The sequence below is a fragment of the Shimazuella alba genome, assembly GCF_009831235.1.
Taxonomy (GTDB): domain Bacteria; phylum Bacillota; class Bacilli; order Thermoactinomycetales; family Thermoactinomycetaceae; genus Shimazuella; species Shimazuella alba.
On sequence record NZ_WUUL01000006.1, the window covers coordinates 236,544 to 250,259 of the forward strand.

The 13,716-nt window shown below is 38.1% G+C and carries 11 protein-coding genes and 1 pseudogene; 3 read left to right on the forward strand and 9 right to left on the reverse strand.

What is annotated here, in order from left to right:
* Window positions 1–22 precede the first annotated feature (22 nt).
* Window positions 23–2,113: a multicopper oxidase family protein gene (locus tag GSM42_RS11065; protein ID WP_160801599.1), complete on the forward strand. Its 2,091-nt coding sequence runs from the start codon at window positions 23–25 to the stop codon at window positions 2,111–2,113.
* A 173-nt stretch (window positions 2,114–2,286) separates the two neighbouring features.
* Here GSM42_RS11065 and GSM42_RS11070 read toward each other — a convergent pair whose 3' ends face one another.
* The 5 genes and pseudogenes from GSM42_RS11070 to GSM42_RS11090 all read right to left on the reverse strand — a co-directional run.
* Complete coding sequence (locus GSM42_RS11070) at window positions 2,287–2,487, reverse strand: hypothetical protein (RefSeq protein WP_237446566.1); 201 nt, start codon at window positions 2,485–2,487, stop codon at window positions 2,287–2,289.
* A 634-nt stretch (window positions 2,488–3,121) separates the two neighbouring features.
* Window positions 3,122–4,831: a M20/M25/M40 family metallo-hydrolase gene (locus tag GSM42_RS11075; RefSeq protein WP_160801601.1), complete on the reverse strand. Its 1,710-nt coding sequence runs from the start codon at window positions 4,829–4,831 to the stop codon at window positions 3,122–3,124.
* A gap of 99 nt (window positions 4,832–4,930) precedes the next feature.
* Window positions 4,931–6,103, reverse strand: a complete 1,173-nt coding sequence (locus tag GSM42_RS11080; protein ID WP_160801602.1) for a sensor histidine kinase — start codon at window positions 6,101–6,103, stop codon at window positions 4,931–4,933.
* Complete coding sequence (locus GSM42_RS11085; RefSeq protein ID WP_160801603.1) at window positions 6,103–6,783, reverse strand: response regulator transcription factor; 681 nt, start codon at window positions 6,781–6,783, stop codon at window positions 6,103–6,105. The genes GSM42_RS11080 and GSM42_RS11085 overlap by 1 nt, the downstream gene beginning before the upstream one ends.
* Window positions 6,784–7,283: 500 nt before the next feature.
* Window positions 7,284–7,775, reverse strand: a pseudogene (locus GSM42_RS11090) (sugar phosphate nucleotidyltransferase); the annotation flags it as partial.
* A 238-nt stretch (window positions 7,776–8,013) separates the two neighbouring features.
* On the opposite strand from GSM42_RS11090, the gene GSM42_RS11095 reads away from it, so the two are divergent.
* Together GSM42_RS11095 and GSM42_RS11100 are read left to right on the forward strand one after the other, a co-directional pair.
* Window positions 8,014–8,793 (forward strand): glycosyltransferase, encoded by a 780-nt coding sequence (locus tag GSM42_RS11095; protein ID WP_160801604.1) that lies wholly within the window; start codon window positions 8,014–8,016, stop codon window positions 8,791–8,793.
* Entirely contained in the window at window positions 8,790–10,193 is a 1,404-nt protein-coding gene (locus GSM42_RS11100; RefSeq protein WP_160801605.1) for a hypothetical protein, read from the forward strand. The genes GSM42_RS11095 and GSM42_RS11100 overlap by 4 nt, the downstream gene beginning before the upstream one ends.
* A gap of 78 nt (window positions 10,194–10,271) precedes the next feature.
* On the opposite strand, the gene pseI is transcribed toward GSM42_RS11100, so the two are convergent.
* The 4 genes from pseI to GSM42_RS11120 are packed head-to-tail and all read right to left on the reverse strand — an operon-like array spanning window position 10,272 to window position 13,709.
* The gene (gene pseI / locus GSM42_RS11105) at window positions 10,272–11,324 is read right to left on the reverse strand and encodes a pseudaminic acid synthase (RefSeq protein WP_237446567.1); all 1,053 of its coding nucleotides are present in this window, start codon (window positions 11,322–11,324) and stop codon (window positions 10,272–10,274) included.
* A 14-nt stretch (window positions 11,325–11,338) separates the two neighbouring features.
* The gene (gene pseH / locus GSM42_RS11110) at window positions 11,339–11,872 is read right to left on the reverse strand and encodes a UDP-4-amino-4,6-dideoxy-N-acetyl-beta-L-altrosamine N-acetyltransferase (RefSeq protein WP_160801606.1); all 534 of its coding nucleotides are present in this window, start codon (window positions 11,870–11,872) and stop codon (window positions 11,339–11,341) included.
* Between the two features lie 2 nt (window positions 11,873–11,874).
* The gene (pseG, locus tag GSM42_RS11115; RefSeq protein WP_160801607.1) at window positions 11,875–12,966 is read right to left on the reverse strand and encodes a UDP-2,4-diacetamido-2,4,6-trideoxy-beta-L-altropyranose hydrolase; all 1,092 of its coding nucleotides are present in this window, start codon (window positions 12,964–12,966) and stop codon (window positions 11,875–11,877) included.
* Window positions 12,963–13,709: a cytidylyltransferase domain-containing protein gene (locus GSM42_RS11120; protein ID WP_160801608.1), complete on the reverse strand. Its 747-nt coding sequence runs from the start codon at window positions 13,707–13,709 to the stop codon at window positions 12,963–12,965. The genes pseG and GSM42_RS11120 overlap by 4 nt, the downstream gene beginning before the upstream one ends.
* Between the last annotated feature and the right edge of the window lie 7 nt (window positions 13,710–13,716).

Below are 13,716 nucleotides of genomic sequence, written 5' to 3' on the forward strand. Positions count from 1 at the left end.
TGAAAAAGGGAGAATATTGTAAATGTTTATGATGCTTTACATTACTAACATGCTCAGCTCTGTTTTACTGATGATCGCATCAGGAATTGTCACCAATCGACTTGGAAGACTTTCATTTCGTTCTACGAAAGAGGCTTTATTCAGAAGTATCAAACGGGCAAATATTTTACTATTCGTGACGTTCATTCTACTACTCATTAAACTCACCATTGTTTCTATTATCGTTATTTCATATGGATGGATGTTTGTTAATGATCAGCAACTATCAGCCCTACCACTCATACTTATATCTTTCACTGCGTTATTTATATTGACTTATCCAATATTACGTAATACTAGAAAAGAAGGGACGATCCATTTAGAAGAAGCAAGGAATCTTTTCTTTTCTGCTACATTTTTCGTACCAGTCCAGTCTTTATTTATCAGTACTGTGTTGAATACGTATTTCACGATCTTTCAATATCCATTTACACTCAATTGGCTCACTATGATTTGTGTTTGGTTGCTGTTTGCAGTGATGGTGATAGCACTTTGGTTTCGACAAGAAAGACGGAACAAAAACCTTGATCAATGGAATGTTCATCAGCGGTTCGGTAGAATTCGCCGTGCGATTCCAATTACCCTCGTCACATCAATTTTGACGGCAGGTTGGTTTTCTTACACAGCTTACGCATCGGTACTTCCGGATAAATATAGTATGGCTGATCACCACTCTGTTGACTGGGGAGATGAATCTCAACCTACTAATAGTCATCACTCTCATCAATCATCAAATAAATCAAGTGTTAGTGTAACTGCCTTACGTGGACCGCAAAACATAAAAGCCGATAAACAAATTACATTAGTTGCAAAGAAGGAAAGAGTTCGGCTTCAGTCAGGAAAAATCATAGAGGCATGGACCTTTAATGGCTCAATTCCTGGGCCCGAAATCCGAGTAAAACAAGGCGATTTGGTAGAGGTAATATTAAAAAATAAAGATATAAAAGATGGCGTTACGATCCATTGGCACGGTTATAACGTCCCAAATGGAGAAGATGGTGTAGCTGGAGTTACACAAAATTCCATACAACCTGGAGAACAATTTGTATATCGCTTTCGAGCAGAGCAAACAGGAACTTACTGGTATCACTCTCATCAACAATCATCCAAACAAGTTTCAAAAGGGCTGTTTGGTTCATTTATTGTAGAACCGAAAAAGGAATTACCCAACAAAGAAAAAGATATTACCATTGTCAACCATGAGTGGGACCTAGAAAATGAATCCAACACTATTGCGACATTTGGTATGAATGATCAGGTATCCAAGCATATTATTCAATCTGGGACACCTGTACGACTTCGACTAATTAATTCAAGTAATAATGCAAGATATTTTCAATTATCAGGTACTCCCTTCCAAGTAGACGCAATCGATGGAAATAAAATTAACCAACCATCAAAAATTAGTAATCAAAAGATGTTGATCGCTGCAGGAGGAAGATATGATCTAATTTTTAAGATGCCTAACAAACCTGTATCTTTGATTAGTGAAGGTAAATATGGAGGAACAAAAGTTCAACAGCTTTTTCATCCACCTAATACTTCTGCGCCAGCTCCTGCTGTTCCAGTAGAGGAATTACCAACTTTTGATCCCGCACATTATGGAAAAACAACCAAAACATCTATGCATAATAAGCAATTCGATCGAGAATTCAAAATGATTTTAGGAAATAGAATCGGCTTTTATGATGGAAAATTAACGCCGGTATATACAATAAATGGTAAAATAGCGCCTTATACTCCTATGTTAATGGTTAGAAAAGGAGATATCGTAAAAACAACTTTCGTTAATGAAGGAGTTGAGGATCATCCGATGCATCTGCATGGTCACCATATGTTGGTACTCAGTCGAAATGGAAAACCAATTACGGGAAATCCTTGGTATACAGATACCCTCAATGTTGAACCTGGGGAAAAATATGAGGTAACTTTTGCAGCTAATAACCCGGGAATTTGGATGGATCATTGCCATAATCTAACACATGCAGAAGTAGGCATGACGTTACATTTATCTTATCAAGGTATCACAACACCATTTAAAGCAGGTTCTGCTACATTAAATCAACCTGAATAGCTTGCGAAAATATGCAGTGGTTTTTGTCACCATACCATACCATCCCATTCCTTCATCTCGTCGAGCTTGGTATCACATCTGTAAGTGGTGTCATAATACTACATCAAGCATATTGGTATCAAATGTTGAATTATAGAAATCTTTTTATACTGAATATAAAACTCAGCATTTTATCAAAAAAAGTCGCCTTCTCGAACCACATTCGAAAAGGCTTCTCTTTTTACACAATTTCTTCTTTCATTTAAAATCTCAATGTCATCTCCACTATTAATATAAAGAAAAACACCTATGGAAAAGAGAAATAAATATCTCCAGTAAAGTCCAGTAAGTATTCCACCAAAAATAGGTCCAATGAAACCTGCAAATGCCATCACGGAGGCTATCATCCCCAAAGCTTTTCCCCGCCTTTCCAATGCAATGTTACGAACTTAGCTTGGTCCGAAAAACGTTATTTATCCTTGGCAGCACGTTCGTTTCGTGTCCTGCTTATTGAGCATTTCGCTGAATAATAGAAATAATCTATTGGAGAACATAGGCGTTCTATAAATCTCAGTACAACTCGGTCTTCATTTAGATAGCTTAAACCATTTTTTGTTTAATTGGAAATAATTGCTTGTGAAAAATCGATTAGCTCTGTTGAAGCAAGATTAGCCCTAGAAAGCTCAAGAAGGGTATAATCAAGCGATACAATCATTCGATTTATAAAACAATGAACCATATCCTTTTTAATTTGTTCATGCAAAGGATTAAGAAGGTGTATGGAACAGTAACAGAAAAACCTCCTTCTCAAACGATACTTGAGAAGGAGATTCATTTTTTTACACGATCACACAGCAGCTTCCTACTTTCGAGAGAAATACTTCACTTCAACAAATGATATGCTTGGCTTTTTCTTGGATAACAAAGTGAGAAAATTTCGGGTCTACCAAATGGCGATTGTATTGTTTTAGACGTCTGAGATATTCCTAATAGGGTAATATCCATTTCAAAAAATAACTTTTCTAATACCTACTCACAAGACTTTAAAACCAATGTATCTTTCGTTATGAACAGAGCAGAAACTATCGAGATCGGAATTACACTTATCGCAACTGATACCGGGGTAAACGGTAACATGAGCAATACATAGATTAGCCAACATACAGGCATATACAGAAACACTATTGTTGTACCAACCACCACCGATGCAATCCATCTGCCGATCTTGTACCGGTCAAGTAGTGCTACAGCCAAAATTCCCAGTGTTGAAAGAGAGAACAAATAACTAATTTCTTGGAACAGAACGAGACAGCCTACAATTAACAACAAGTGAAGAGGCAGGAAACCAGCAAGCGCTTCCCGTAGTGACAACTTACGTGCCCGGATAATACCAGCGATTAAAGTGCATATACTCATAAGAAAAAAGATACTAAAAAATGCATTGTCATTGTTCGTAGACTCACCTAACTGCATCACTTGTGTTACTCCAGCTACGATTCCCCAGCTCAATAACGCCGCTCCAACCATCACTCCGAGAAGCCAGCCTGTTCCTGTCATCATTGTACGAAGCCGAAAGCTGCCTTGTCGAATCTGCAAGATCATCCACCATATGGCCAATACAACAGCTACTAGTGACAGGATATAAGATGTAGAATTACTCATGATCATTAAATAGCTGGGAGACAAGGAGAAAAAGAGGCTATCCTGTTTTCTTCCTTCTTTAAATGGTACTTGTGAAGCATGATCTACCACTTCCAAGGCAGTCAATAAATAATGGTATGCTGTCCCAAGATCTAAATTTTCAATGGTATCCGTCTCTCTGCCGTAATTTTCAGCTCCTTGCGCTGCTGCAAAATTTAGACCTGAGTAGCCTGCCTTCAAAAAACGAGTTAAATCGGTGTCATTTGGCATCTGATGGTACAACGCAGTCAGGAATGAGGAGGACAACGGACGTGAGCTTGCAGACTGAAGGTAGTTCACAGCATCCAGATTACGATCAGAAGTCTCGAACATCAGCAGCGGTCCGCGACTACCTCGGGCTTCAAAGTTAAAGACCAGATCTATTTTATTTAGCAGCTCTGGGTGTGATTGAACAAATGACTTCGCTCCCAGCGTTCCTACTTCCTCGCCATCCGTAAACAGAAAATAAATATCTGACTTCAGACTCGGATTTCCCGCATGCTTACGAATGGCTTCCAGCATAGCAACTACGGAGAGCATATCGTCCGCTGCGCCTGGAGTTTCCGGTTCGGAGTCATAATGAGCCATTAGCAGGATACCGCGATCAGTTTTGGGGGCATCCATCTTCACCAGTATATTTTGTAACACCAATTTATCGTTCTTGTCAAAATGTGCCTTTTCACGAATGGTATTCATGAAACCCTCTTCTGCAGAAACTCCGTTAATTGGTGGCATATTTTTGAAATCCGGCGCTCCCTTGCGCTCTATAAGGTCAGCTTTCACGTCATCAACTGTGTAGGTTACTTTGTCAATCGTTGCTTTCAAGCCCATCGCACGGATTTGCTCCAGTAAATAGGCCCGTACCGATTCCAGCTCCTTTGACCCGGAGGGATGAGGTACGACAGTCATCGCCTTTAAATTAATCATCATTTGCTTATATGATGGATAGTGGACATCGGATTTGTCTGGCGGTGTCGGCGGCAAAAAAAGTTGAGCCCCCAATCCAATTCCTATCACAAGTACGATGCACATTAATATAATTGAAATAGTTCTAGACATATTTCGCACTCCCTTAGTATGGATATACCAATACTATAAAGGAGGCAAGGTTAATTCTTGGTTAAGTAAACAGTTCACGGAAAAGATGGCAAACCATTTTCAAAGAACGCTTGGAGAGTTAGGCAGTTGAATCACGAATGTAGTGCCAAGGCCTGCTCCGCTCTGAACTTGTATCGAGCCGTCATGCTTATCGATGACTGCCTTCACAATGGACAGACCTAATCCGTTGCCCCCAAGTTCTCTCGAACGGGACTTGTCCACACAGTAAAAGGGATCGAAGATCTTGTCTATTTGATCCTCTGGGATTCCAATACCTGTATCGGTAATAGTAATGCATGTTGTCTGTGAATGATGAACAGCAGTGATTTGAATGCTTCCATTCTCCTCATTATATTTGATGGCATTGTGAAGAATGTTGGAGAAAGCCTGATGCAACAGATTTTTCTCACCATAAAGCATCACACCTTCAAGCTGAACGTCAATATAAATATGTTTACGTTGAATCTCCAAGGAAAAATCCCTTATAATCATCTGAAATAATTCATTGGCACCGAATACTACACGTTTGAACCCATTCCAATCCGCATTCATTTGGAGCAGATCGTGAACGATGGAATTAAGTCGTTCCACATTGCTCCGCATATCCTCCAGTGCTTCCGTATGTTCTTCAAGTATAGGTGGGTCACTTAGTTGTACCACCTCAATCCTAGCTAGCATAGCAGCGAGTGGTGTTTTGAGTTCGTGTGCGGCATTAGCTGAAAAATGTTTATAGGACAAAAATGATTTTTGTAACTTATGGATCATCCGATTAAAGGAAATGGACAGACTCGCGACCTCATCCTTGGACGGGGGAACTTGAACTTGTCTATACAGATTATTTTCGTCAATCTCTTCGATCTCCTTGCTTAAGTCTGTGACAGGCTTCAACGCTCTTCCTGTTACCATGTAGGTGATGCCAGTTCCACTTGCGATGATCAAGATCACGCACAGGAGACCAGCAGAAGCAAAGTCAATCTGCTGTTCCATCAAGACGGGTGCAGGTGTGACAGATGGGATAGGTGGCACAGACGGTAAAGATGGTACAGACGGTACAGTCAGTGATCCTTCCTTCGTTCCATCAAAAGCATCGACTTTCGGAACAAGCTGCGGTTGAACATAAATAACACGAGCGGCATAAATGGAAGCTACCATAAGCGAGATACATCCGATTGAAAGTATTATTGCCATTAATAAAGTCAACCGTAGACGGAGGGAAAGTGTACTAGTTTGCATCAAAGAGGTACCTCCGCAATATAGTATCCAAAACCCCTTTTGTTCTTGATCACTTCTTGCTCTCCCAAAAATATGGACAACTTCTTCTTTAGCGAATTGATATGAACCTTGAGAGAATTCGAGAAACCATCAAAGCTGCTGTCCCACAAGTGCTCCATGATCTCTTCCGTACTGACAATCTTATCTTTATTAAACATCAAGTACTCCAAAATGCCATATTCTTTCTTTGTTAATTCTATCGGAGTGTTCTGAATATATACTGTCTTTAACGCCGTATCCAATATGATCTCTCCATATGACAGCCTTGTATCTGACTGAATGAATCTTCTGCGAAGCAATGCTCGAAGCCGAGCCTCTAACTCCTTAAAATGAAAGGGTTTCACCATATAATCGTTCGCTCCAGTATCAAGACCATAGATCTTATCCTCTACCTCGGAACGCGCCGATAAAATCAGAACCTTGATGTCAGGCTTATCCTTGCGAATCACCCTTAACACATCGATCCCATCGATTTTAGGCAGGTTCCAGTCCAATACGATCGCATCATATTCGTGGATTTCGACCATTTGTAGCGCTCTTTCGCCATCTGACGCTGCATCAACCGCATAGCCGAATTTTCGCAATCCCATGCTGATTGATTGCTGTATGGATAGATCATCTTCGACTACCAATATTTTCAATTTCATCTCCTCCTTCTTCCATTAATTCTATAATAGGTCAATCTCAGTTAATAGAAGGTTAAGATGTATTTGTACTGCACTACCCGCTAACATTATGGAATTAACCTAGCATAAAGCCCAATACTTTTACTTCTGAATCACCCATAACTGGAAAAAACTTAACGCAAACTACTAAGAAAATATCACAAACTAATGTTATTCTTGGTGACTACTACTTTTAGCACAACCTTTACCAAGGAATTATCTTCATGAAAAGCACTTGCTTAAGTCCAAATACACTACAATCAAAGAACATAAACACTCATTCACTTACATCATTTTCAAAAAAAAGTGCTAAAAAACTTACTGATCATGTTTTAATAGTAATATTATTTTAGGAGATATCAGATCAACGATGAATTATCTGTATCTATCTTAACGAGAAACTTATCCTCAAAATCTACTTAAAAAACTGAATAGAAATCGCCTCCTACATCCATTATAGAAAGGCGAGTTCTATTTGGACGAACAGGTTTTTCTTCAATGGAAGTAACAGTTCCATCCTCTAAAAAGTCAATAACTCCAAATCGTTCCGGATCATGAACGAAATAACCAAACACAGTTGCACCTTTTTTTTGATTTACAGCTTCCATTAGCAAATGCTGAAACTCATAACCATAAAAAATATTGTCACCTAAGATTAATGCCACGTTATCATTCCCTATGAATTTTTCCCCATAAACAAAAGCTTGAGCAATTCCCTCTGGGGCTGGCTGTACCTCATAGCTTATAGAAATGCCCAAATCCGAACCATTTCCTAGTAGCTCTTTGTAGCGAGGGGTATCCTGCGAGGTGGGATATAATTAAGAATTCTTTAATTCCAGCAAGCATGAGTGTTGAGAATGGATAATAAATCATAGGCTTATCATAGACTGGCAATAAATGTTTAGATATTGAGTGGGTTAACAGATATACCTCGTGCTACTGCCACCTGCTAAAATAATTCCTTTCATGCTAGGTCTCCTTTGTTATATATACAATAAATTACTTGATCATTGAGTATTGTATGTTCTTTCAATAAAAAGTGGTGCAACTTTACGAAAAGACAGGCTTTTTGTTGAATGTCAAATGAAATGTCCCATTTTTTAATTAGACTCTAAAAGTTGTACCACTACTCACCTAATTGTCATAAAGTATAAGAAATGTGACTAAGGAATGCTGTTGTAATAAAAAGGGGAAAGAGGTGGGGTCGTGCCAAAAGTATCAATCATTTTAACCAGTTTTAATAAACACGAATATGTTGGAAAAACGATTCGATCAATATTAGACCAAACGTATGATGACTTTGAATTGTTTATTATGGATGATAATTCAAATGAAGAAACACTTAATAAAATTAGACCATTTCTGGATGATTCTAGAGCCAAATTTTTCAAGAGTGACGTTCAAACGGTTGATGAAAGAGTAGCGAAAACGAGATATGCCGTTTTGATTAATCAAGCACTAGAATTAGCACAAGGAGACTATATTGCGTATGCTACCGATGACAATGTCTATCATAAACAAAAAATAGAGAAAATGGTGGATTTTTTGGAGAACCATCCGAATGTAATGGTTGTTTATTCAGCATCAGAAACAAACTATTTAAATGTGAAGGGGGAAATTACAAACTCCATTGTCAGACCGTCTAAAGTCATTCAATGGCTCGCACCTTGTGTTACGGATCATTGTTCCATTATGCACAGAAAAACTGTAATACCTGTGATTACTAAAACGTTTGGATCTATTTGGGATGAAGATCCCCAATTTTATAGAATCGGTGATGCTCGATTCTTCTGGAAACTTAATCACTTTTGGCCGTTTTATCCTATTCCTGAAGTACTTGATTTTAACGCTATTACCCCAAAATCCATTCACGCACAGATTTATAGTGACCAACCAAATGAGTTTGCCAGTAAACTGCCGCAGCAAAGAACATGTAAGGAACTAAGAGACTCCTTAAGGGCAATAAGACGGGAGAAGAGAGAATGAATACTTATTTGAAAAATTACTGGGCTATCTATCGCGAGTTTATCGAAACGTTCAAGAACTTTACATTCAAAGATATTCCCATTTCCTTGTTAACGAATTTTTATCATCATATAGACCAAGATTTGAAAATGAAAATGGAAGCAGAAAATTTTCCTATATCAGAAAAATACCCTGAATGGAAACAAGAAATGATACAGCCCTATTTTGAAAAGTGGTTGAAAAAAAATAGTCCTCCTTCTACGAACAAACCGAAGGATGGGAAAATTTTGATAAATTATGACTATACACGCATTCCAGAAACTTGTTATCGAACATTATTTGATCCAGAAAAAACAATCATTCTGTCTCGTTCAAAGAGTAAACAAATTTTTGGAATTCCAACTGAGATGATGCAAAAATACGAAGAATCAACTGAAGACATTTCCAGTCAACTCGTAAAAAAAGCAAAAGCTTTATTTGGAAAGTTAAAGAACCATCCAGCCTTTGGTAATGAATTCTTTCAGCAGACGTTTCTTAACCGAATCCCGATAATCGTGAAAACAGTCAGTGCCGCCTTTAATCTTTTCGATCAACTCACTTTATCAGCAATTATAGTAGGAACGACAGAAGATATTGTAAGTAGATCTCTTGCTATTGTTGGTTCCATATGCGGGATCAAAAGTATTTGTCTTCAGCACGGTGTTTTAATGGGAGAAGAGGCTTTTATGCCGATTTTTACCAGTTCTATTGCCGTCTATGGTGAGTATGAGAAAAAGTGGTATTTGCAAAGGGGGCTGACACAAGAACGGATTAGTGAAATCGGTCATCCTAAATATGATGAAATTTTCACTAAAGTCACTCAACACAATACTACATTTCCGGAAAAATTCAAACTTGATTCTAATAAAATTACTTTATTAGTGATTACTGGGCCTAATATAGATGCTGCCCGATTCACTGAACTAATAAATAATCTAATAACTAATTCTAACTATCAATTAATTATTAAGCCGCACCCATGGGAAATCAAAAAAAAGCAGTGTGATCTTTATTTAGAGCTTGAAAAAAAATGCAAATCGATTAAAGTGTTGACTTCACGAGAGGATTACTTGTATGAACTAATCAGTCATGTTGATGGAGTGATTGCTTCTTTATCTACCGTTGCATTAGAAAGTATCTTATTTAAAAAACCTGTATTTTTATTTGACTTTTTAATTAGCAATCGAACATATAATTATTTTGATCAACTAGGAGAGTATGTTCAACCTAATCCAAATCATTTATACACGATAGTCAATCAATATTATACTTCTCCTGAGCATAAGCAAGCCTATGATAGAATTAGAGAACAGTATTTAAGTAGCATTTATATGGACGGAACTTCTGGACAGAAATTACTTTATGAATGTTACCACAACTAAGCAAATATTATATCTGTGATATAAACTAGAATGAGGACCTGCCATTCCTTTAGCAGATCCTCATTCTAGTTTATTCTATTAGACAAATAGTGACCAGTCCGTGGGGGTACCAGCTTTTACTTTCTTCCCAACTTTTTTCCCTAATAACTGCTCGTAGTATTTCGGAGCCAAGCCAAAACCAGGCCGTATGACTCTTAAATTGTCTTTTGTTAAAATATCCCCAGCTTGTACGTCCTTTACAATATAAATTGATCTTCGGAATTTCAGTGAGTTTTTTTCTTCTGCAGTGGGACCGTAACTCACTTGCCCCAAGGATTGCCAGACACGTTCTGTCTCAATAACCAATGACTTCATTTCATTTGACTCCATTGAAAAGGCAGAGTCAACTCCCTCTTCAGAACGAGAAATTGTAAAATGTTTTTCAATAACAGTTGCACCTAAAACAACACTGCCGATAGAAACCCCGATCCCCATCGTATGGTCGGACAAGCCTACTTGACATTGAAATAATTCCCTCATGTGAGGAATGGTTACAATATTGGTGTTTTCAGGCGAAGCAGGGTAGGTACTCGTACATTTTAACAAAACTATATCTTGACACCCAAAAGCCCTAGCCGTTTGAACTGTCTCTTTTAATTCCTCGATTGTTGCCATCCCAGTAGAAATAATCATCGGCTTTCCTGTTGCAGCTACTTTTTTAATTAAGGGGATATGATTGTTTTCAAAGGAAGCAATTTTATACATCGGTACGTTTAAGTCTTCTAAAAAATCAACAGCTGTTTCGTCAAATGGTGTGCTAAAAGGGATCATTCCCAGTTCTAGTGTTCTGTCAAATATCGGTTTGTGCCACTCCCATGGAGTATAGGCCTGTTGATATAGTTTATAGAGATTGTTTCCATTCCATAAACTTGTCTTGTCATTGATTTGAAAATCGGTTGTATCTAGATTGATTGTCATTGTATCGGCGGTATAAGTTTGTATTTTTAAGGCATGCGCGCCAGCCATTGCTGCAGCCTCGACTATTTGTAAGGCACGTTCCAAGGATTGATTATGGTTTCCTGACATTTCTGCAATAATAAAAGGAGGATGGTTCGGTCCAACCATTTTTCCTCCAAGATTGATTTCCTTCAAATTATTACACCCTTTCAAGTGAAATTCAGGTCTAATTTCGCTTTATGATGCTCCCAGTCTTCTTTGTCTAAGACAAACCTAATGATATTGATTGGCTGGCCATTTCGGTATAAAGTATTTTTATAATGCAGATCATGTTTAAAGCCTAGTTTGCGATGATACGTAGCACTCTTTTTATTAAAAGATAGAACCTCACCAATAATGGTTTTCATCCCTAAACATTGAAAGGCATAATCTAACGCTAAACTTCCCATCCATGTCCCTGCGCCTTTAGGTGCCTGAATTTCACCAATATAAAATCCCCAGAAGCAGGTTTTCTTTTGTGGATTACTTTCTTTAAAGGAAACGAGCCCCAATGGTTTGCTATTATAACGGAAGATGCGATAATAAGCAGTTTGGTTTGTCAGAATGATTTCAAACCAATGACAATGAGCTTCATAGGGAATAAGTTCATCTTGAAACATGTTCACCCGAATAAATTCAGCGTTTCTCCAGTTATAAATCAAGTTCTTATCATTTTCTGTTAGTGCACGTAAATCATAATCCATACTTAACCACCCATTTTCATGATGTCCTCTATCATTGTCTGTAAATTGACAAGATTGTCTTTCATCAATACAGCCGCTAGTCGTGACATTTCCACTCGTTCTTGTTCATTTTCAATGAATTTCTCCAGCTGCGGTGTTAACGATGACTGTTTCACTGTGTGATTCTCCCCTAAATACTTGATGATCTTTTTTCTCCCGAGATTCTCGCAAATAGCCTTCTGATTTGCTGCAATACTCCAAACGATCGCTGGTAAACCAAGATAACATCGTTCCCATGTGGTCGTACCTCCAGCACCTATTGAGAAGTCCGCACGCCGCATTAGTATGGCAATATTAGTTATTTGGCAATGAAAATGCAGATTAGAATACTGATCACAAATTGCTTTCAAGTCATGTTTATGGAAGTTTGATTTTCCTACAACCACGTCTACTTCGATGTCATGTCGCTCTAATTCTAAAAAAGAAGCTAGTGCTTTCCCTGTTTCATTCGTATGGTCAAATCCTCCAAAAAAAATAAATATCCTTTTAACAGGACCTGTTCTCAGCTTCATTTGATATCTTTGCTGGTAAAACTCAGGTCTCAACAATACGTAACTAGGACCAAGAAAAAGGCTGCAATGAGCTGGAACGAGAGAACGATATCGGTATGGTGCATCGAGTGCTGTTGGATCCATTAAAAGGTCACATTCATGCTTCCGATCGGCCAGATCATCAATAACCATGATTCTTTTTGCAATATCTTTTTGATTGCGTTCCCATTCATTGTAAATGGCATAATGATCAATAATCAGTAAATCAACAGAGTGTTCTCGTAGTACAGCTTTCGTCTGTCTTGCATCAATGAACAATGGAACACCAAGCCAGTGGGAGTGGGGGGTCAAAAGTGGAAGGGGGGCATCCCATGTTGGAGCAGGAAGTTTTAATACCAAGAAACCCTTTTCTTCAATTAATTCGCATAGATGCCCGACATGTTCCCTGCATATAAACGTGACACTTGCACCATGTAAGTGTAGTTTTTCTGCAAGAGTCAAGCATCTCATCACATGTCCTGATCCTATTTCATTAGAGGCGTCGACACGAATATATACATTCATATGATATCCTCTAATTTCTTTTGTTCTATATGAGAATTGATTAAGTTCCATTCAGGTTTTTTCTGTAACAAACAAATAATATCTTCAAATGTAACGGATTCAATCTTTTTGTCAGAAAAGTAATGAATCAAACGTTTTATTAACTGAAAATCTTCTTTGGTATCCACTGTTAGCCGATAACTGCTTACATCAAGAGGGTTCTTAACACTACCCAAGGTAAATTTGTCGGGATGAAGATAAATATATGGTGTCACATGTTCACGATGAACGATGTTTCTTGCTTCCCGGTTCGCTTGATCTAAAGCCTTCATTGACATCACTTCAACATCTAAACCGCGTGGAAACGTTCTTTCAATTGTATTTGAAACATAATCATAGAGGTTAATTTTTGATAAGTATTTGGTGATGCTGGCATCGATAATTTTCGGATCAATCAAAGGGCAGTCAGATGTAAGACGAACCACAACTGTCGCTTTGTACCTCATGGCAGCTTCCCAGTACCTTAACAAGACATCTTGTTCTGAACCACGGTGATAGGCAACAGAGAGTCTATTACATAGATCAATAATAGGCTGTTCTGATTCCTTGTTTGTGGTGGCAATCACTATTTGATGAATAAACCTAGACTTTCTTACTCTTTCAATTTGATATTCAAGCAGAGGTCTGCCTAAGACTTCTTTTAAGATTTTTCCTGGAAGTCTAGTTGACCCCATTCTAGCTTGAATGATTGCTACTATTTTCAAAGAATCA